Below are 20,353 nucleotides of genomic sequence, written 5' to 3' on the forward strand. Positions count from 1 at the left end.
GCTCTAGCATAGCGCATGCATTGCAGGGTTGCCACGGTTTTGCATAAATATACATTAAGGGCGTTTTAACTCGGCATAAGCAGCCTTCAATGTTGCCTCAATATCCACAGTGGGCGCGACCTTGCCCGGCGTTTGCTCGGCATTTTGTAAATGAATTAAAAATTCAATATTGCCTTCGCCGCCTTTAATCGGGCTATAGTCTAATCCCAAAACGTTGTAACCAGTCGCACTGGCAAAATCAACGATCATTTTTAAAACATCGCGATGGACCTGGGGATCACGGACAATGCCGTGCTTGCCAACATGGGCTGGACCTGCTTCAAACTGCGGCTTAATTAAAGCAACCGCATGGCCATTGGGGATCAGAATTGCTTTTAGTGGCGGTAAAATCAATTTCAATGAAATAAAGCTAACATCTGTCATTGCAAATTCAACCGGGCCGTTAGTAAAATCTTCCGGTTTGCTGTAGCGAAAATTCACGCGTTCCATCACCTTGACTCGCGGATCTTCGCGCAATTTCCACGCTAACTGATTATAGCCAACATCCAAGGCATAGCTCATCTTGGCACCTTTTTGTAATGCAACGTCAGTGAAACCGCCCGTTGATGCACCGATATCCAAAACCGTTTTGCCGGTTAAATCAAGGTGAAACGATTTCAAGGCTTTTGCCAGTTTAAGTCCGCCGCGGCTGACATACGGCATTTTTTTACCTTTCACGTGCAAAATCGCATCGCCTGGGATCTTGACACCGGGCTTGTCCAAGCGCTGGTTGTTCTGATCATAGACCTCACCAGCCATGACCGATCGCTTTGCTTGTTCGCGGGATTCAAAAAGTCCCTGTTCAACCAGCAGGACATCGACTCGTTCTTTTTTGACTTTTTCCATCATTTCAACACCGCCAAAATCGATTGTAGCGTCGCCGCATCGACGGTTAAGCTCTTTAACGCTGCATCAGCTTGCTGAATTTGAGTTACCAACGCCTGCTCGGCACCTTTTAGTCCAAGTAGCTCGGGGAAGGTGTTTTTATGTTCGGCAACGTCCTTATCCGCTGTTTTGCCTAACTCGGCAGTTGTTTTGGTGACATCGTTAATATCATCCTTGATCTGAAAACCGAGACCAAAAGCAGCCGCAAAATCTGCCAAGGCCGCCTGATCAGCTTCGGGGATCGTTACGAATACGGTGCCCATCGCCACAGCGGCTTGAATCAAGGCACCGGTTTTGGCTTGATGCATGTGCTTCAGCGTCGCCAAATCATACTGGACTCGCTCGCCATCCATATCGAGGACCTGGCCTTCAACCATCCCCGAACTACCGGCTGCCTCGGCAAGAATCTGAACCAACGCAGCGCATTTATCCGGATAATGTTGACTCAATAAGGCAAAGGCATCGGTTAAAAGTGCGTCCCCGGCCAAGATCGCCAATGCTTCGCCAAACTGCTTGTGATTTGTTGGCTTGCCGCGCCGCAAATCATCATTATCCATCGCGGGCAAATCGTCATGAATTAATGAATAAGTATGCACAAATTCAAGCGAAGCAGCGGCAGGCAGTGCTTCAGCAACCACACCATCATACATAGCAACCACACTCAATAAAAGCAGCGGGCGCAATCGCTTCCCACCTGCATCGACGGAGTAAGCCATCGCGGCACGCAAATGCGGGTTAGGTACCTTTGCCAATGTTTCATCTAATGTATGTTCAACGGCTGTCCGCCATTGACTTAAAATCGGGTTCATTGTTGGCCTTCTTTAGGTTGAAAAGGTTGGGTGGTGCCATCGTCACTCACCATTTCTGTCACTGTTTTTTCAGCTGACTTCAATGTTTTTTCGAGTTCCTGACTCAGTTTCACACCAGCTTTAAATTGATCCAAGGCTTTTTCAAGCGGTACATCGCCTTGCTCTAACTGATTCACAATTGCCTCAAGTTGGGCAAGTTTTTCTTCAAACGTAGGTTCAGCCATGATTCTTCTCCTTTGTTGTCACATGAGCGCCAATTTGACCATCCGCAACATGAATGTGAATGTCGGCATCGACCGCATAGTCATCTGTCTTTTTGAGCATCTGCCCGGTGTCATCCGTTACATAGGCAAATCCTCGGCCCAGTATCTTCAATGGGCTCAAATGGTCCAGTCCAAGCGCCGCATTGGCCACCGCTTGACGCTTAGCCTTTACAACACTGATGACTGCCCGATCTAGACGGTGTTGATCATCGAGCAGTTGCCGTTTGAGGTTCACGACTTTTATCAGTAATTGCCGCCCATCAAGTTGCTGCGTCGCCATGGCCAGACGATGGTCATTTTCGCGCAATTGATTGACCATGCTTTGATTAAGCCGCTGCCGCAATTGATCGACGCGTTGCACGTACTGGTCGTACAAACGATCAGGCTGGGTTAAGACGACGCTTTCTGCAGAGCGCTGCAGTCGGCTGGCAGCATTTTTGAGTCGGTTGTGCATGGCATTGACCAGACGCACCCGATCTTCTGAGATGCGATTAAGTGCGTCTACCAGCGTCACGGGCGTTACAATTTCCGCAGCAGCCGTTGGCGTAGCCGCCCGCCGATCGGCAATGAAGTCCGTAATGGTCGTATCGGTCTCATGTCCGACCGAACTCACAATCGGGATGGGCATGTCGACTAAAGCCCGCGCCACTTTCTCTTCGTTAAACGGCCACAGGTCTTCAATCGAACCGCCGCCGCGGCCGATAATGACGGCATCAAAGTCTGACATGGCCTTAATGCGGTTCAACTGTTTGACAATCGAATCCGCCGCCTGATCCCCTTGGACAACCGCCGGAAAAAGAGTCAGCTGTAGAATCGGATAACGGCGCGCCACAGTGGTCATGATATCCTGAATCACCGCACCACTGGGACTGGTCACAACCGCCACGCGTTTAGGAAACAACGGCAACGAACGTTTATTGCGATCAAATAACCCTTCGCTAGCCAGCTTTTTCTTTAACTGCTCAAAGGCTTGGTAGAGTGCGCCAACGCCGTCCGGTTCCAATCGTTCCACAATCAGCCGGTATTCACCACTTGGTTCATACAGACTAACGCGGCCAACTGCCAGAACCTTCATGCCTTCTTCAAGATTGAATTGCAACTTGCTAAAAGCATTGCGGAACATCAAGGCGCCAATCTTAGCGTGATCATCTTTGAGCGAAAAATATTGATTGCCCACCCGTTTACGATAGTTGGAAATTTCACCGGTTAAATAAACCTTGGCCAGATAAGGATCGGCATCGAATTTACGTTTTAAATATTGGGTTAGTGCGGTGACACTTAAGTACTGGTCGGTATCAACCATGCAATCGCCTCTTCGCCAGTTCAACCGTTTGAGCCATTAGCGAGGCAATGGTCATTGGTCCTACGCCACCCGGTACCGGTGTTAAAGCACCAGCAATAGGCTCAACCGCTTCGGCATCAACATCGCCGTGCAGTTTACCATCAGCTCCGCGCGAAATACCGACATCAATAACCGTTGCCCCGGGTTTAACCGCATCAGCGCCAATAAAATGCGGCACGCCAATGGCAACAACCAAAATATCCGCTTCACGGGTTAACGCTTTAAGGTCACGGGTTTTACTGTGGGCAATGGTCACCGTCGCATCGTGATTCACCATCAGACCAGCGAGCGGCCGGCCGACAATGTTCGAGCGGCCAACAATGACCACCCGCTTACCGATGACATCAATCTGATAGGCATCTAACAGCGCCATAATGCCATAAGGGGTCGAAGCCACAACAGTCGGTTCATTGGTCCACAAGCGGCCCACACTCACCGGGCTAAAGCCATCCACGTCTTTATCGGGATCGATCGCATTAATCACGACCTGTTCATCCAGTTGCTTTGGCAATGGCAGCTGGACCAGAATGCCATCCACATCGGGATCCTGATTCAATTCAGCTACCTTTGCCAACAAGGTTTCCTGAGAGGTTTCTTCTGGCAACTTAAACATTAAGGAACGAACCCCGATTTCCTCCGCGCGCCGTTGTTTGTTACGCACATAAACCTGACTGGCCGGATCCGATCCCACTAAAATGACTGCAAGTGTTGGCGTCACACCTTGTTGCGCCAAACCAGTCACTGTCTGTTGAAGTTCACTAAGAATGCGTTTTGAAACTACCTTGCCATCCAATCGCGTTGCCACAAAAACCACTCCCCATTTGATTAGCATTGTCTGATATAACAACCAATGTTCGGTTCCTCGATCGCGTCAAGTACCGGTATAAAGCAAAAACCGGCCAAAGTAATTGTCTTTGACCGGTTAACTTACGCTTTCGGCGATGCTTCAATAAAATTAGCCAAAATGCCATTGATAAACTTAGCAGATTGGTCATCGCTGTAACGTTTGGCCAAATTGATGGCTTCATTAATTGCCGCAGCTTCCGGCATCGCTTCTTCATAGCGAATTTCATACAAGCCCAAGCGCAGAATCATTAAGTCCGGTTTGGTCAACCGATTCAGCGTCCATCCCTTTTTAAGCTGAGGCGTTAAGGCAGCATCCAATGCCTCCTGATGCGTCAAGACGCCTTCTACCAATTCACTTAAATAAGGCGGCACTTCAGTATCTTTAGGTAAAACTTCTGCGTATACGGCGCTTTTATCTGCTTCCGGATTCGTTGCCAACGCAAAAAGCGCTCGAAAGGCAGCTTCACGGATCGCGTGTCGTGATTCCATGTTAATCGTCATCCTTGCTGCTCGTTGTTGATGGTTCATCAGTGTCATCATCTTTAAACAGATCATCCGGATTGACTTTTTCCGTCTTTTCAGGGATGACGCCAACGACATGCACATTCACTTCGCTTAACGTCAAATCCGTCATAAAGAGTAACTGTTCACGTAGCTGTTCTTGCATGGCCAAAGCCACTTTCGGAACGGAGACACCATAATCCAGATAAACGTAGACATCAGCCGTAATCTTATCATCGGCAACTGTCACACTAACGCCTTTACCGTGGTTGGCACGGCCAAACCAGGCGTTAATTGAAGAGCCTAATGTACCGCGCATTTGATAGACACCGTCTACCTGACTCGCAGCAATGCCCAAAATGACTTCCAAAACTTCAGGAACAATTTCAATGGTCCCTTGGGCATCCGTCCGATTTGCTAATATGATATTGGTTTCTTCAGCCATCGCGAGAACCCTCCTAAGCCTTAATTATTGGCACGTGAAATGTAAGTACCATCATCCGTGTTAATCGTCAGTACGTCGCCAGTGTTGATGAAAAACGGCACTTGAACGACTAGTCCGGTTTCCATGGTGGCTGGTTTTGAACCGCCGCTGCTGGTATTACCGCGAATGCCTGGCTCGGTTTCCTTAACCGTTAAGTCAACGGTTTTCGGCAACTCAATACCCAGGGTTTCATTGCCGTGCATGATAATTTTAACATTCATGTTTTCTTTTAAATAATTCAACTGGTCGCGAATCTCATCGCCAGGAAGTGTCAGTTGATCGTAAGTATCGGTGTCCATGAAGACGTAATTATCGCCATCGGCATAAAGGTACTGCATGTTTTTACTGTCGATCTGCGCTTTTTCAACCTTTTCAGTTGATCGGAACGTTTTTTCCTGTACCGCACCCGTGCGCAGGTTCTTCAAGGTTGAGCGAACAAATGCCGAACCCTTGCCTGGCTTAACGTGTTGAAATTCAACGATTCGCCATAGGTCACCGTCGACCTCAATCGTCAAACCATTCTTAAAATCATTAACAGATATCATGAACTTCCTCCATACATTCAGTTGTAAGCTAAATCTATTCTAGCAAGCGGTGAAGATGCTTGCAACAGCCATGCCACGTAGACAGCCTCACAGTACCAGTAATTCAGCTGGTGCCGGTTGACTAAGACTTTGATTGCCGTCTGCAGTCACGACCAAATCGTCTTCAATTCGGACACCGCCAAGATCCGGAACATAGATGCCGGGTTCATCGGTCACGACATTGCCTTTTGCGGCTGGCACATCGAGATAAGGACCCCAGGCGCCAGGGCCTTCATGAATCGACAAGCCAATGCCGTGTCCGGTACCATGGCCAAAATATTGACCATAGCCAGCGTCATTAATTGCGTTATGCGCCAAGTCATTAATCGTCCGGCCCATGACACCAGGCTTCAAAGCTTGCTGGACTTTCTGATTCGTCGCATAAACAATTTGGTAAATCGTCTTAAGCTTGGCATCTGGCTCACCGACTGCAAACGTCCGCGTCAAATCGGACATGTAGCCGTGATAGATGCATCCCCAATCGAGGGTCACAATGTCCCCTTTGGCAATCTTCTTTTCCGTTGCTGCGCCATGCGGCATTGCCGAACGCGTGCCGGAAGCCACAATTGTTTCAAACGAGACATTGCTGGCACCAAGTTGACGCATGAAAAAGTCCAGGTCATTGGCAATGTCAATTTCCCGCATGCCAGGTTTGATCGTATCAAGAACATGCTGGTAACCTTTTTCGGCAATGGCAACTGCCTTTTTGATCAAGGCCAGTTCCTCATCGTCTTTGACTTCGCGTTGGGTTTCAACAAAGTCACGGGTTGGCACCAGTGTTCCCTGCGTTAAAAGATCAAAGGCTTCATAATCGGCATAATTCAGATGAACGGCTTCAAAGCCAATTCTGGTCAACTGCAATTGATTGGCTAAGTCGCCTGCTGTCTTATACAAACCATCTTGATGCAACACCAGTTTGGCATTATGTACCTGCTGCTTAAATTGCTCGGTAAACCGAGAATCCGTTATAAAATAAGCTTTCTCCGGCGTCACCAGCAAGGCGCTTTCTTCACCAGTAAAACCTGTCAAATAAGTAACGTTGGTGGCATCGGTAACAAAAAAGCCATCCAATTTCTTGTCCAGAATCCGCGCCTGCAATGCTGTCATTCGATCCATCCAAACCACTCCTTATTGACGTCATTTTAAAATTTTGAAAAAAAGACGCCCCGATTACCGGGACGTCATCAATATTTATTCAGCAGCTGCTGCCGGATAAACTGAAACCTTCTTCTTGTCACGGCCGAAGCGTTCAAACTTGACAACGCCGTCAGCAGTCGCAAACAAGGTATCGTCGCCGCCGCGGCCAACGTTTTCACCAGGATGGATCTTGGTACCGCGCTGGCGATACAAGATGTTGCCTGCCTTAACAAACTGACCATCGGCACGCTTGCTACCTAAACGCCGGCCTGCAGAATTACGGCCGTTAGATGTCGAACCGCCACCTTTATGGTGAGAGAAGAATTGCAGATTCATCTTTAACATAACGTACACCTCCGAGAATTAATTTTGTTTTAATTGTTTTGTCGTAATCAAAATGCGATCAGGATATTGATCTTGGATGCTTTGTAATTCAAGCAATAAATTTTCCAACAAAATCTGACTAATGTGCAACTGTTCGCCAGTGATTGCCGACTTGAGCGTCATTTGCAGATGGCCGCCATGGACCTCATCCGCATCAACGTCAGGCTTAAAACCCGCCAGCGCTTCGACACCATTGACGGCGCCGATACTCACAGCCGAAACAGCAGCACAGACGATATCCTTGCCGGTTTTACCGGCATCGGCATGGCCACTCAGTTCGAAACTGACGATATCGCCATGCTCATCGCGATGAAAAATTGCCTTGATCATAAACTGACCTCTTATGCGTTAATCGCGTCGATAACGACTTTCGTGTATGGCTGACGATGGCCCTTCTTTTGATGAGAATGCTTCTTAGGCTTGTACTTGTAAGTAACAACCTTTTTCTCGCGCCCTTGTTTTTCGACCTTGCCAGTCACGGTTGCGCCGGCTACAGTTGGCGTGCCAATCTTGGCATCACCTTCACCAGCAACCATAATCACTTCGTCAAAAGTAACTTGCTTGCCTTCTTCGGCATCAAGTTTTTCAACATAGATGGCTTCACCGACTTCAGCTTTATACTGCTTGCCGCCTGTTTTGATAATTGCGTACACTGTGTGCACCTCCTGTTTTGCCTCTCGGCTTTTCCCCTGAAGACTCGCCAAGTTAGGTGCTTACGCTTAAAACCTAACGATGTGCGGTTGCATAGGAGGGGTGCCAAATACAACGGACTAATATTACCAGACAGCACGCCAAGTTGCAAGCACATCGCCGATAATAGCCGTTTTTTGTCGATCGCTGATGATAACAGCTTTTGATTGTTCCAAACCCGCTACCGTTTTGCAACTCGGCTTGACGTCAATTAAATGGTCAAATTAAATTGCAGACTTAAGACAGTAGCTTTCTTATTGCGGCAAGTGCTGCTGGCGGTAAAGCCAAACGCCAATGATGACCGCGGGCATATAAAGCGCATAAATCAAGGTAAAGAACGTCAACCAGCCGCCAAACGCTGCATTAATCAGCAGTAAGGCCACATATAAAATGCCATCAACAATCCAATTAATCGGTTTTCTGAGTTGGGTGGTTACCGTTATTAGCAATGCGGCGGTAACCAGTAAAATGAAGATGTTCAGCAAAATGATGATAAGTGCCACCCCCTGGATGGAATTATAGCCAAGCCAACCAGTTTCAACAAGGAAACGTTTTAATCGGCGACTTCGAGCCAAAAAAAGGCCCAGAAAAAATCTGAGCCTGCCCCTGCCAAGGAACCTAATATAGCATAAAAAGTCTCCATGGCACTAGTCCCTTGGCAAAAAAGAAAGCCGCCGGTATGAAGTCATTCACCGGCAGCAAGACATTATTTCTTCAGTTGTTGCAACGCTTTTTCAATTGTCTCGCCTCTACCAATGTGCTTAGCATTGTGCGGATCAATCGCGATAAATTCTTGCGTCTTCATGTTCAACTGGATTCGATATCCCATCAGAATCCCTCCATTCTTAAAAAATGTGAATGGCCTTCGGTAGCGATTGAGTGTATGTTACTCACTTATTGTTAGGAAGTCAAGAGCGTGAGCAGGAGCGCTTAGAAATCTCCGTGTAAGTGGCCTCAAGCCTAAATGGCTGGGCTTTGGCCATTTAGGCTTGAGGTCCTTACACGGAGATTTCTGCGACTGCGAACGCGTTTCAAAGCCGGATTGCCTAACTACGAGCGCTGTAAAGCTGCCAACACGTAACCCCCCTCCCGCACCATTAAACACTCTTCGCCCCACCTCACAAAGTCCAAGTTCCTCAACATTCCGTTGACGCCTACCCGCGCTTCTCGTATACTTAATAACGATTTGTGCCAGTAGCTCAGCTGGATAGAGCAACGGTCTTCTAAACCGTTTGTCCCGGGTTCAAATCCCGGCTGGCACACTTAAAGTAAGCAGATTTCCCACTCAAAGTCCGATATCTCGGGCTTTTTGTTTTACCCAAGGTTACTTAAATGCCGCCCTTAAATAGCTTCTGTGCCAGTAGCAACTTCCCTGGAACCCTCACTTTTTAACCGCAACCTGTGATCAACCATTTCGTAAATCTTTACGCCATACGCCTGCGCCAAGGCTTCCTGATAATGATGCGCGACTTCAATGACCGTTGCAGGTAGCGTGTAAATAATGCGATGAATTTTATCAGCATTGGTCTGATCAAGACTTGAGGAAATCTCATCAAGTAAAAAGATGGGACTTTTGCGCAACAGTCCGCGGGCAATCGCAATGCGCTGCGCTTGTCCACCTGATAGATTACTGCCGTTATCAACAATTTTGAAATCAAGCACATGCTCACCCAATTCCTGATCAAGGCCCACCAGCCGCAAAACCGCCAAAACCGCGGCATCATCGTAAGCCTGATATAACGTGATATTATCCCGCAACGTACCATTAAATAACCAGACATTTTGCGACACCAAAACAAAATCACCAGCATGCAGCGGCTGACCGGCAAACCGAATCGCACCCTGAGATGTCACTTGACCGGTGATTGCTTTTAGAAGGGTTGTTTTACCTATTCCAGAAGGACCGGTCACGATGACTTTGCTACCCGGTTCAAGGCGGATATTGACATCACTCAAGATTAAATGCCGATCACGCACAACAGTTAGATCGCTGATGTCAAGCTGACCTTCTAAAGCTTCTGGGTTTGACTCGCCATCATCAACCTTGGATATTTCAAATTTACCAGCCGCCGGTAACACGCGTAGCTGACTCGTGCTAACAATTTGGCTTTGATATTTGCTCAAACTGCGAGCGCCGCCTACAACAGAATCTGCCGTCATTGTCAGTGTCAAAATGACGCTGGTCGTCACACCAAACAATCCTTTGGCCATCAAGAGGAGGCCGATAAAAAATGGCAACAAAAACGCCGCAATGGCAAATAGCCAAGAAACATATTGAAATAAATATTGAAAGTTATTCATTCGTTCATAGTCGCGTTCTTCTTGGCTCAAATGTTGCTTAAATCGGGTGAAGAAGACCGGCCAGGCTTTAAAATTAAAGATTTCCATTCGGCCTTGAAAAATGTCTTTCATACTCAAGACCAAACCGGCATTGGTGTTAGCCCAAATGTCCGACTTTTTTGCCAGGCTCTTTCTGCCAAAGTGACTCGGAAGCAGTGACAATGCAGAAAATAACACATAGACCAAACTTAACACGATATTGGTTTTCAGGATAAAAGCCACAGCGATGATCAAGCCAATCACTTGTTGCAGCATGTTGATAAGTCCGACAAAGTAGGCTTGTTCAATTTGTTTCGCAACGCCGGTCACATCATTGATCGTGTCAGAAACCTCCGTGGCGTCAGTCCCTGCGTGCGCGACTGAGGCGGTGAAATACGCTGATTTAAGTGCCTGATTCAACACCCGAACAGCGCGTTGCTGGGCGCGCAAAAACAGATAGAGTGATGTGTAGGTAACGAGGTAGGCAGCTGCAGCTAATGACACATAACGCACCACAGCGTCAAGATTACTAAAGTCAATATTGACCAGCTGACCGAAAACCACGCCATTTAAAATTGGCTCCAAAGTGCTTGTCAGACTCAGTAAAAATAGCACCACTATTAAAGTCAGCGGCAACTGTCGAATAACCCAACGTAAATTAATCTGACGTTCTTGATGAACCATCCACTTCACGTCCTTTTCCCGAGACGGCGTAAACTTATGACGATGTTGTCCTCAACCGTGGACGGTATTTTTTAAAGTCGGAATGGCAATGTTAAAGTACTTTTCGCCAAGTCAACCTGATAATGCGTGGTTTTTGTCGGTCGGATCGTTTGCGCCATATCGGCACCATGGATGATCAAGGCAAGCTGCCGGCCGGTCGGTAAGTGATAGTGCGTCGGTTGCAGATCCAGACTCACGTGAAAAAACTGGCCCGGTGTGATTTGCTGCACTTCGTAGGCGTTTTTAGGATTTTGTAAATTAATATGACCTAACGTTATCAGTTTACTTGGGGTTGGCTTAGCGGCCGGCTTGAATTCGACAATATCGGTTGTTTTAAAATCAAAGCCTAACTGTAAATCATTGGCCGCAACGGTGGCTGCGGTTTCGCCAAAACGCTTGGCCTCGCCGAGATCCACGAGCCGAACACTAAGAATGCCGGTCGGTGCATCAACTGCCAACGTCAGCTCAAGATGTGGAATGCCTTCCAGGATTTGATCACGCTCAAGCACTGGTTGGGTCAACCACAACCGGCTGTTAGCGTAAGCACTATTAGGGGTAATGATGGCCTTTTCGAAACTGGCGCTGGTGTCATGTTGCGCCGCAAACGTTGCCGTGGCATGATCGGTAAACTGATCGGTAGCTGCTTCAAAGTCATTCTTCAGGTTGACCTCAGTTGTCACATGTTCCGCTTCCGGATTAGCAAAATCGGTATAGGCTGACCAGGTCTGCGGAGTCACGTTATCTTGCACAATAACATTCGGCAAAACATCTGCAACATCATTGGCTACCCCTAACAGCTCATGTGTCAACCACAAGTTCATCATGTCCAAAAAGTCCAACGAGCGAACATTGTGAACATAAACATGTTGTCCTTGATGTAAAATCAGTTTCTTTTGAATCGGCAAATCTGAGATTGCCTGCCAGAAGCGAATCGCGTTTTTAGGTTTCACATTCCAGTCATTGAGCCCGTGAATCAACACCACGTCGGCTTTGACGTTGGCGGCATTTTTGCGGTAATTACGCGCATCCCACCACGCGGTATAGGCACCCGTCGTCCGATCCTGATCACGGGTAATCGCAGCAAGATGACGCTCCCAAGCCGACTTGATGCGAATCATATCGCCGCCGGATTTCTGCCGGGAAAACGTATCAACGGCCAAAACATCGGCGTCTTCGCCTTGAAAGCCGCCGGGCGCCACGACCAGCCCATTTTCGCGGTAATAATCATACCAGCTAGAAATGCCGGCATCGGCAATGATGGTTTTCAACCCTTCAACACCGGTTGTTGCTGCAGCAATAGCCAGCGTGGCTAAGTAAGACTTACCGGTCATCGCAACTTTGCCGGTTGACCACCAAGCTTTAATAGCAACACCTGAAGTACGATTCGCGAACGCCCGGCGCTTACCGGTCAGCCATTCGATGACCGCAACCGCGCCAGCAGTTTCCTCAGGTCCACCAATGGTCCGAAAGCCGTCTGAATACCGCGTCCCGACGCCGGCTGAGTAAACCACGGCAAACCCGCGCGCAAGAAAATAATCATTGAACGCATACATACTATTTTCTTCGGCATAAGCCTCTGCCTCTGTCACCTCGCCAGTAACGACCCGCTTCGGTAAGTCTTCGGTTTGAGCCGGTGTAGCTGTCACTTCCGCCTTCGAGGCTCCATGCGACTTGACCGCCAAAACCGTTTCCGGAACATGCGTCGCAGCTGTCACATCATTGGTCCCATGAAAGTATGGATTCGCGGTAAATAGAACCGGAACCTTCAATCCTTGCTCGGTGGCTTTTGGTCGATAAATCGTCGCTTCTAAAAGATCCCGCATTCCATCGTGGTCTGAGTCGACATCAGACTCAATCCATACCAGCTCGCGGATAGCTTGACGCGCATCGAAAACCTGTTGCACTTTACCATTAAACAATAAAGGTTTCGGTTGGGTTGCCGACGACTGAAAATCTTTGAAAAAGCCACGATTGGCTAAATCATCGAGAAAGTTCACCAAGTGTTTGGTTCGCGTCATCAACAATAAGTAGCTAGCCTTAAGGAAATCCTCGGTGTCAAGCAAATCATGATCAATGCTTGGCAATTTTGTCGCTGCCATAAACGTCAATGGATCTGCCAAATCGAAATCGGTGAAGGCTTCAAACCCCAGCAACTGCAGGGCTACATTGTAAAAGTTTTGCCGGGTCATCTGCGTGGGCCCCGATGCCAACCATTCAGTCAGATTCTGCCGCGAATCGACTGCAATCTGAGCGAATTTATCTTGTTTGGCCGCGGGCTGATAAGCTTCCGGGAAAAAGGCCGCATACATGGCTGCAGCCGTATCTGCAAAGTCACCTTTAGGATCTGCCGGCAAGCCGATGCGGGCAAGTTCCGTTAATTGTTGGCTAAATTCAGGTGTTAACCGCGCGAATTGGTTTAATTTCATGAGCAGTGCCGTCCTTTATGAGAGAAATGTGATAAATTCAGTGTAGCCATCTCATTTAGCGTTTTCAACTATTAATATTGATTAACTCCCTACAACAGTTGAGGTTTTTCAGATCGTACGCAATCAAAAAAGCTTCAGGCGTGGTTGCGTCTGAAGCTTTTTGAAATATGGAATGCTTGACTGTTTTTACCAGTTAGTCAAGGAAAAGGTTAACAACAGCTTTTGGGTGGCTGGAATTAATACAATTCCAGGTATTGTTGCCGTTCCCATTCGGAAACCTGCTGGCGGTATGCGGACCATTCGAGGTTCTTCGAATCCATAAAGCTTTGATACAAATGTTCACCCAGGGCAGCCTTGACCACGTCATCAGCCGCCAATGCCTTCAACGCATTGTGCAAGGTTGATGGGAGGTCTTGAATATGATTTGCTTTACGTTCGTCGTCTTGCATCCGATAAATGTTACGATCTACCGCTTCTTCCGGCTTCAACTGGTTCTTGACGCCATCAAGGCCGGCCTGAAGGATTGCGGCAATGGCTAAGTAAGGATTGGCAGTCGGATCAACCGAGCGTAACTCCAAGCGGGTTGATAATCCCCGTGACTGCGGTACCCGAATCAGTGGTGAGCGGTTTTTGCCGGACCAAGCCACATAAACCGGGGCTTCAAATCCTGGCACCAGTCGTTTGTAGGAGTTGACGGTTGGGTTGTTAACCGCGGTCAGCGCATAAGCATGGCGCAAAACGCCAGCAAGGAAATGCATCGCCGTTTCACTCAACTGATCGTCGGTATTTGGATCATAGAAAGCATTGCCTTTGTCGTGGAAAAGGCTCATGTTGATGTGCATGCCGCTACCGTTGATGCCGTGAAGCGGTTTTGGCATAAAGGTCGCATACAAGCCGTGTTTGCGGGCAATGGTTTTGACCACAAGTTTAAAGGTTTGAATGTTATCGGCAGCGTCAAGTGCATCGGCATATTTGAAGTCGATTTCGTGCTGGCCCGGTGCTACTTCATGATGGGAAGCTTCGACTTCAAAGCCCATCTTTTCCAACTCAAGGACAATATCACGCCGGCAATTTTCGCCCATATCAAGCGGCGCAAAATCGAAGTAAGAACCATGATCGTTCAGCTTCGTTGTCGGATTGCCATTTTCGTCCAGTTTAAACAAGAAGAATTCCGGTTCAGGGCCGATATTGAAAGCTGTGAAGCCGGCTTCTTTCATTTCATTCACGACACGGATCAGATTGTTACGCGGATCGCCGCCAAAAGGTGTGCCGTCTGGACGATGAACCGAGCAGATCAGCCGGGCAATCTTACCATGATCATTCTCCCACGGGAACAATAGCCAAGTGTTAAGATCCGGATAGAGCAGCATATCGCTTTCTTCGATTCGAACAAAACCGTCAATCGACGAACCATCGAAGGTAATCTTATTATTCAGCACCTTTTCCAACTGGGAAATCGGCACCTCGACGTTCTTAATGATCCCGTTAATGTCGGTAAACATCAGGCGCAAGAATAAGACGTTCTCATCCTTAACTGTCTGGCGAATCTCATCAGCGGTAATTGCTTTTCTTGCCATATACGTGAACTCCTATCTTTAGTGTGATTGTCGGAAGCCGATGGTGGGACCCGGATCCGGGCTTTGATTGAGTCGACTCTGATTCAGCAGTTCGTCGCGCAACACTTTGCGAACTTCGGCATCACTATCCTCGCGATGACGTGGATGCTTCAACCGCTTGACGTCAGCCAGCGTGAAACCATCTGCCATCTGACTGCGGATTTCCAGCAGTTCATCAACGTCATTAAGCGAATAAGTTCGGTGATTGCCGGCGTTGCGCTCGGGCTTGACCAACCCCTGGGCTTCATAGTAACGAATCTGGCGGGCAGTCAAGTCTGTTAACAACATAACTGTACCAATCGGCAAAACCGATCGCGTTCTCAGATCAGCGATCTCAGCCATAGGCATCCTCCTTTACAACGATGTCAGCTTATCAAACCAGATAAACGGTGTCAACGCAACATGTAAGGTTTTCTTACATTTACCGTAAAAAATGAAAAAATTTTATTTTTACGGTCAACTTGTTATAGACCAATATGTTGATCTAATCATTCAAAAAAGAAGCGTTTTCTGCTAAGTCAACTTGCCATTCTTGTCCATATTATCCGAGCAATCCGAAAGCTTACTGCAAGCCAGATTTTTTCTAGGTATTTTCAGCTATGAAACGTATGATAACAGTAACTAGGCTTTTGAAAGGACGTTGTCATCATGACCTTACATTTACACGTTGGGTACACCCCGACCATGAAATCTGTCAACTTACCCACTGACTGGCTGCCGTTTAATGATTACCCTTCGGCAGCTTTCAATGCAGTGGTGGTGCATGCGGCCGATCAAAATGTCTTTGACCAACTTGTTGCCAGTGAACTGCCTTTGCCGGTCTTTGTCATTGGCCACCGCCAAAATGATTCAACCGGCCAGCTGGACGTGACTGAAGCACCGCGACTTGATGCTAGTTTGCTCACTCAAATCACCGCGGCAGCGACACATTACGAAAAGACCATGATTCCTGCTTTTCTAAATGATCTACTGAATTTTGCGCAGGCAAATCCCACAAGCTTTGCCACCCCCGGTCACCACAGCGGCCATTACGATCGATTAGCGCCCGCCGGTTATTTACTTTATCAAGCTTATGGTGACACTTTTTTTGCCAGCGATACCAGCGATGTCGTCACTGCGCTGGGGGACATGTTGACACATGGCGGCAGCCCGCTGGCAGCTGAACAAGCCACGGGGCGGTTATACCATGCTGATGAAACTTATTTTGTCACCAATGGCACGACTGGCTCCAACAACATTGTAGCCAGTGCGTTGCTGACGCTAGGTGATCTGGTTTTATTTGACCGCAATAATCACAAATCATTTTATAATGCCGCGCTGGTACAAAATGGGGCCCGCCCGGTTTACCTTGACACCCTCCGTACCCAACGCGGATTAATCGGTCCACTCGACCTTACTGATATCAGCGCTAACCGGCTACGCCAACTGGTTGCGGCCATTGATCCGCAAAAAGCCAAAGAGCGCCATCCGTTTAGACTGACCATTCTTGAGCTGGAAACCTTCGACGGTATTGTTCCTAATGTCCGCCAATTACTTGATCTTTTTGGCCCACTAACGGACTACATTGCCTTTGATGCCGCTTGGGGCGGATACGAGCCCTTCATTCCGGCCATGAAACCAACGGATCCTTTGCAAGTGCCATTGGGTCCGGATGATCCGGGCATCATCGTCACCCAAAGCGTTCACAAGCAACAATCCGGCTTCGGCCAAGCGTCTCAGATTCATAAAAAAGATGCGCACATCAAAGGACAGCCACGCTATGTCACCCATGAGCAGTTCAACCATGCGTACCTTAAACATGTCACCACTAGCTACTCTTACCCACTTTATGCATCGTTGGTCGCTAATACCGCAATCAATCAAGGCCGCCGGGGTCAAAAGATCTGGGCCGATGCGCTTCTGGCGGCACTCGCCTTCCGCCGCTCGTTAAGTGATTCTCGTTTGTTTTCGGCCTATCAAAACCCGACATTAACCGCAATTGCTCCTGAAAAGGCAACGACTTCTGCGGAAGCCTGGTCAATGACGCCTAACGCCAAGTGGCATCAGCTCCTGCACTTAAAGCCGAACCAAGCTTATCTTGATCCTGGCAAGGTCACGGTGCTGCTACCGGAAACGGCGACATTTGGCGTTAGCGGCTGGTTGGTCGATCGCTACTTGCTTGATCACGGAATTGTCCCGGAAAAAGCCGATTTGAACAGCTTGCTCTTTTTGGTAACGCCGGGATCTGCCGCAACCGACTGGCAGCACCTTCGCCGAGTTTTGCAACAATTCGAAAAAGATTACTTTGCCAACAAAACCGTTACCGAAACATTGCCAAAATTAGTGGCTGAAACCGGTGAAGCTTATCTGCATATGACCTTACGCGAACTGGGCCAGAACATGTCCGACTTTTTCCGCGAAGCTAAGTTAGTCCAGCAGCAACAATTACTTTTTACAAACACGAACAACATACCGACTGCTATGACGCCGCAAGCAGCCGACCGTTGCTTTGTTCGTGGAGAATTTGAAACCATCCCGTTACAGGCAGCGGAAGGCCGAATCGCGGTTGCCGGGGCATTGCCATATCCTCCTGGCATTTTCGTCGTCGTGCCGGGCGAACGCTGGCGTGCGGTGGCCATTCACTATTTTGAAACCCTATTTGCCGGGATTCGGCGTTTTCCCGGATTCACGCCGGAGATTCAGGGCATTGTGACCGGTGCGGACGGTGAACCTTACGTGCAGGTCGTGGCTGAGAAATAGCGATTTTTGGAATTTTTCAGACTTTACATTTTTCACGAGCAAATCAAAAAAGCGCCAGTGCACTGCCTGTTTGCAGTGACGCTGACGCTTTTTGACATACAAATCGTTTATTGAGCTTGATCAAAAAAAGTCGATTGGGCCGCTCCCATGGTTGCCAACTTAATATGCGCGTAAGTCAAGCCGCCTTGCAAATACAGTGTGTATGGCGGACGCAATGGACCATCACCGGAAAATTCAACCGTCGATCCGGCCACAAAAGTACCACCGGCCATGATGACCTCGTCTTCATAACCAGCCATTTTCTCCGGAATCGGCGTCACGAAGCTGTCAACCGGCGAATTGGCCTGAATAGCTTTGGCAAACTTGACCATGTCAGCTTGATTACCGAAATTAACCGTTTGAATCAGGTCCGTCCGCGGCGCATCCCAGGTTGGTGATACATCTAAGCCTAGTTTAGCAAATAATGCCGCTTCAAAGATCGCCCCTTTAATCGCATTACCGGTTGTTTGCGGTGAAATGAAGAAACCTTGATACATATCAGCCAGCGCACCGACAGTCGCCCCCTCGGCACCACCAAGACCAGGAACTGTAAAGCGATAGCTGATGCGCTCAATTAAATCCTTCTTGCCGACAATATACCCACCGGTTTTGGCCATGCCGCCACCAGCATTTTTAAACAGCGACCCGGCCATGACGTCGGCGCCAACTTCAAGTGGTTCGGTTGTCTCGGAAAATTCGCCATAAGCGTTATCGACAAAAATCCAGACATTCGGCAACACGCTGCGAACAACTTTGATCATCGCCGCAATTTGATCAACCGTAAACGAATCGCGCGTTGCATACCCACGCGAACGCTGAATCGCAACCACTTTGGTTTTAGCGGTCAGCCGTGCCTTAACCGCGTCATTGTCGACTGCCCCATTTGGCAAAAGATCGACATAATCGACGCCAATGCCATATTCTTTAGGACTACCAATGCCGTTGCCAGCAAGTCCCAACACCTCTTGCAACGTATCATACGGCTTTCCGGTGATGTACAAAATCTCATCCCCCGGGCGGACAAGCCCAAGCAATGCAACCCCGATGGCGTGGGTGCCGGAGACAAATTGCGGCCGCACAAGCGCATCTTCACCGCCTAAAACGTCAGCATAGATGGCCTCAAGCACATCGCGGCCCTCATCGTTATGGCCATAACCGGTTGATCCGGTTAAATAGCTTTCGGCAACATGGTGTTTCTGAAAGCTCGTTAAAACTTTATCTTGGTTCTCCAAAATTCGTTCATCAATCGCAGCCAATTGTGGTGCGATTTGGGTATCGACTTCCCTGACCATTTTTAATAAGGCGGGATCAAATTTATCTGTCCAACTCATCTTTTTCTCCTTTAACCGATTGCTTCAGCCATCGCCGCACTAACGCAACCACTGCCTGCTTTTCTTCCGGATGAGCAACCAAATCAAACCAGTGTGTCGGCATTTGGTTGCGAAAATACGTCAGCTGCCGTTTGGCAAAGTGGCGTGAATGCTGCTTGATGAGTGCCACACAGTCAGCCAAATCAGCTTGACCTTTAAAATATGGAACCAGTTCTTTATAGCCAATGGCCTGCATTGCCTGAGCATCAGGCGGAACGGTTTTTAACAAATTGGCGACTTCTGCTTCCAGTCCCTCAACCATCATGGCATTCACCCGCGCATTGATTCGCTCGTATAAAACCGCGCGGTCCGTGGTCAAGCCGATAACCAATGTTTCATAAAGCGGTTGGGGCTGAGTCTGTTCGGAAAACCGCCTGCCAGTCAATTCAATGACTTCCAGTGCGCGAATCACCCGGCGCGTATTAGCAGGTTCAATCTGCTTGGCCGCGACCGGATCACGCTGTACCAACTGCGTCCATAACCATGACGCACCATGCTCGGCTAATGCCTTTTGCCATCGCTGACGGACACTTTTTGGCGGCGCTTTACCACCCAGCGGCAGATTCAGGCGTAAACTATTCAAATAAAAACCGGTCCCGCCAACTAAAATCGGCAGATGATGCCGTTTGCTGACCAGCGTGATGGCATTTTCGGCGGCTTCTTTAAACTTAGCGACTGTATAAGGCATCGTCGGCTCAACGATATCCAGTAAATGATGCGGAACACCGGCCATTTCGTCAGGCATGATTTTGGCCGTACCAATATTCATATGACGATAAATTTGATACGCATCACCATTGATGACTTCGCCTTGAAGCTGCTGGGCCAAGTAAATGCCAAGATCACTTTTACCCACTGCTGTTGGTCCCACAATCATGACGATGCGGTTTACCGGTTTATCCATTTCATTAAGCTCCATCAATATAGTATAATAAATTCAGTATCACAGATCACCAATCAGGGGGGATTCTCATGAAACATAAATTTGCACGCGGCTTTTTCGTTGGCACGTTGATGACGCTTGGCGCCATTGCCGGCAGTGTTTTCGCCTTCAAGAAAAACTATGTCGAACCTGTTGAAACCAAGGCCGATGAAATCAATGAAAATCGGCGCAAAGCTAATCGCAAACGCTTCTCAGCCCATCAAGGCTAAGCAAA

At 48.3% G+C, this 20,353-nt stretch carries 22 protein-coding genes, 1 tRNA gene and 1 other annotated feature; of the genes, 3 read left to right on the plus strand and 20 right to left on the minus strand.

Going from position 1 to position 20,353, the window contains the following annotated elements; genetic code table 11:
* Window positions 1-54: 54 nt before the first annotated feature.
* The 14 genes from LACSTY_RS07970 to LACSTY_RS08035 all read right to left on the minus strand — a co-directional run bounded on the left by LACSTY_RS07970 (window position 55) and on the right by LACSTY_RS08035 (window position 8,793).
* Complete coding sequence (locus tag LACSTY_RS07970; protein WP_087913266.1) at window positions 55-885, minus strand: TlyA family RNA methyltransferase; 831 nt, start codon at window positions 883-885, stop codon at window positions 55-57.
* Window positions 885-1,733 (minus strand): polyprenyl synthetase family protein, encoded by an 849-nt coding sequence (locus tag LACSTY_RS07975; protein WP_087912255.1) that lies wholly within the window; start codon window positions 1,731-1,733, stop codon window positions 885-887. The genes LACSTY_RS07970 and LACSTY_RS07975 overlap by 1 nt, the downstream gene beginning before the upstream one ends.
* Window positions 1,730-1,957 carry an exodeoxyribonuclease VII small subunit gene (locus LACSTY_RS07980; RefSeq protein WP_010487989.1) on the minus strand — a complete coding sequence of 76 codons (228 nt, stop codon included), beginning with the start codon at window positions 1,955-1,957 and terminating at the stop codon, window positions 1,730-1,732. Before LACSTY_RS07980 ends, LACSTY_RS07975 begins: the two co-directional genes overlap by 4 nt.
* On the minus strand, window positions 1,950-3,299 hold the full coding sequence (gene xseA, locus LACSTY_RS07985; RefSeq protein ID WP_087912256.1) for an exodeoxyribonuclease VII large subunit: 1,350 nt from the start codon (window positions 3,297-3,299) through the stop codon (window positions 1,950-1,952). Before xseA ends, LACSTY_RS07980 begins: the two co-directional genes overlap by 8 nt.
* Window positions 3,292-4,143 carry a bifunctional methylenetetrahydrofolate dehydrogenase/methenyltetrahydrofolate cyclohydrolase FolD gene (gene folD / locus LACSTY_RS07990; RefSeq protein ID WP_087912257.1) on the minus strand — a complete coding sequence of 284 codons (852 nt, stop codon included), beginning with the start codon at window positions 4,141-4,143 and terminating at the stop codon, window positions 3,292-3,294. Before folD ends, xseA begins: the two co-directional genes overlap by 8 nt.
* 122 nt (window positions 4,144-4,265) lie before the next feature.
* Complete coding sequence (gene nusB, locus LACSTY_RS07995; RefSeq protein ID WP_087912258.1) at window positions 4,266-4,673, minus strand: transcription antitermination factor NusB; 408 nt, start codon at window positions 4,671-4,673, stop codon at window positions 4,266-4,268.
* 1 nt (window position 4,674) lies between these two features.
* Window positions 4,675-5,130, minus strand: a complete 456-nt coding sequence (locus LACSTY_RS08000; RefSeq protein WP_010487980.1) for an Asp23/Gls24 family envelope stress response protein — start codon at window positions 5,128-5,130, stop codon at window positions 4,675-4,677.
* Between the two features lie 20 nt (window positions 5,131-5,150).
* Entirely contained in the window at window positions 5,151-5,714 is a 564-nt protein-coding gene (efp, locus tag LACSTY_RS08005) for an elongation factor P (RefSeq protein ID WP_010487979.1), read from the minus strand.
* An 87-nt stretch (window positions 5,715-5,801) separates the two neighbouring features.
* Complete coding sequence (locus LACSTY_RS08010) at window positions 5,802-6,869, minus strand: M24 family metallopeptidase (protein ID WP_087912259.1); 1,068 nt, start codon at window positions 6,867-6,869, stop codon at window positions 5,802-5,804.
* Between the two features lie 75 nt (window positions 6,870-6,944).
* Complete coding sequence (gene rpmA / locus LACSTY_RS08015; protein ID WP_003564659.1) at window positions 6,945-7,235, minus strand: 50S ribosomal protein L27; 291 nt, start codon at window positions 7,233-7,235, stop codon at window positions 6,945-6,947.
* Between the two features lie 18 nt (window positions 7,236-7,253).
* Window positions 7,254-7,604, minus strand: a complete 351-nt coding sequence (locus tag LACSTY_RS08020; RefSeq protein WP_010487974.1) for a ribosomal-processing cysteine protease Prp — start codon at window positions 7,602-7,604, stop codon at window positions 7,254-7,256.
* Window positions 7,605-7,615: 11 nt separating this feature from the next.
* A complete protein-coding gene (rplU, locus tag LACSTY_RS08025) occupies window positions 7,616-7,927 on the minus strand; it encodes a 50S ribosomal protein L21 (protein WP_005684402.1) in 312 nt (103 codons plus the stop codon).
* A 30-nt stretch (window positions 7,928-7,957) separates the two neighbouring features.
* Window positions 7,958-8,026, minus strand: a sequence feature (ribosomal protein L21 leader region).
* 192 nt (window positions 8,027-8,218) lie between these two features.
* Complete coding sequence (locus tag LACSTY_RS08030; protein ID WP_032958366.1) at window positions 8,219-8,458, minus strand: hypothetical protein; 240 nt, start codon at window positions 8,456-8,458, stop codon at window positions 8,219-8,221.
* 212 nt (window positions 8,459-8,670) lie between these two features.
* Window positions 8,671-8,793: a hypothetical protein gene (locus LACSTY_RS08035; RefSeq protein WP_087912260.1), complete on the minus strand. Its 123-nt coding sequence runs from the start codon at window positions 8,791-8,793 to the stop codon at window positions 8,671-8,673.
* Window positions 8,794-9,152: 359 nt separating this feature from the next.
* Between LACSTY_RS08035 and LACSTY_RS08040 the strand changes: the two genes are divergently transcribed.
* Window positions 9,153-9,226: transfer RNA gene (locus LACSTY_RS08040), tRNA-Arg, on the plus strand.
* A gap of 79 nt (window positions 9,227-9,305) precedes the next feature.
* On the opposite strand, the gene LACSTY_RS08045 is transcribed toward LACSTY_RS08040, so the two are convergent.
* From LACSTY_RS08045 to LACSTY_RS08060, 4 genes are all read right to left on the minus strand, one after another.
* Window positions 9,306-10,967, minus strand: a complete 1,662-nt coding sequence (locus tag LACSTY_RS08045; RefSeq protein ID WP_087912261.1) for an ATP-binding cassette domain-containing protein — start codon at window positions 10,965-10,967, stop codon at window positions 9,306-9,308.
* A gap of 71 nt (window positions 10,968-11,038) precedes the next feature.
* On the minus strand, window positions 11,039-13,432 hold the full coding sequence (locus tag LACSTY_RS08050; protein WP_087912262.1) for a Xaa-Pro dipeptidyl-peptidase: 2,394 nt from the start codon (window positions 13,430-13,432) through the stop codon (window positions 11,039-11,041).
* A 236-nt stretch (window positions 13,433-13,668) separates the two neighbouring features.
* Complete coding sequence (gene glnA / locus LACSTY_RS08055) at window positions 13,669-15,009, minus strand: type I glutamate--ammonia ligase (protein ID WP_010487966.1); 1,341 nt, start codon at window positions 15,007-15,009, stop codon at window positions 13,669-13,671.
* 18 nt (window positions 15,010-15,027) lie between these two features.
* Window positions 15,028-15,390, minus strand: coding sequence for a MerR family transcriptional regulator (locus tag LACSTY_RS08060; RefSeq protein WP_010487965.1), 363 nt, complete (start codon window positions 15,388-15,390; stop codon window positions 15,028-15,030).
* Window positions 15,391-15,696: 306 nt separating this feature from the next.
* On the opposite strand from LACSTY_RS08060, the gene LACSTY_RS08065 reads away from it, so the two are divergent.
* Window positions 15,697-17,787, plus strand: coding sequence for an Orn/Lys/Arg family decarboxylase (locus LACSTY_RS08065; protein WP_087912263.1), 2,091 nt, complete (start codon window positions 15,697-15,699; stop codon window positions 17,785-17,787).
* A gap of 107 nt (window positions 17,788-17,894) precedes the next feature.
* On the opposite strand, the gene LACSTY_RS08070 is transcribed toward LACSTY_RS08065, so the two are convergent.
* The gene (locus LACSTY_RS08070; RefSeq protein WP_087912264.1) at window positions 17,895-19,157 is read right to left on the minus strand and encodes a methionine gamma-lyase family protein; all 1,263 of its coding nucleotides are present in this window, start codon (window positions 19,155-19,157) and stop codon (window positions 17,895-17,897) included.
* A complete protein-coding gene (miaA, locus tag LACSTY_RS08075; protein ID WP_087912265.1) occupies window positions 19,141-20,100 on the minus strand; it encodes a tRNA (adenosine(37)-N6)-dimethylallyltransferase MiaA in 960 nt (319 codons plus the stop codon). Before miaA ends, LACSTY_RS08070 begins: the two co-directional genes overlap by 17 nt.
* A gap of 68 nt (window positions 20,101-20,168) precedes the next feature.
* On the opposite strand from miaA, the gene LACSTY_RS08080 reads away from it, so the two are divergent.
* The gene (locus LACSTY_RS08080; protein WP_010487958.1) at window positions 20,169-20,348 is read left to right on the plus strand and encodes a DUF3042 family protein; all 180 of its coding nucleotides are present in this window, start codon (window positions 20,169-20,171) and stop codon (window positions 20,346-20,348) included.
* Window positions 20,349-20,353: the final 5 nt, after the last annotated feature.

This window comes from Lacticaseibacillus styriensis, from assembly GCF_030770295.1.
Taxonomy (GTDB): Bacteria; Bacillota; Bacilli; order Lactobacillales; family Lactobacillaceae; genus Lacticaseibacillus; species Lacticaseibacillus casei.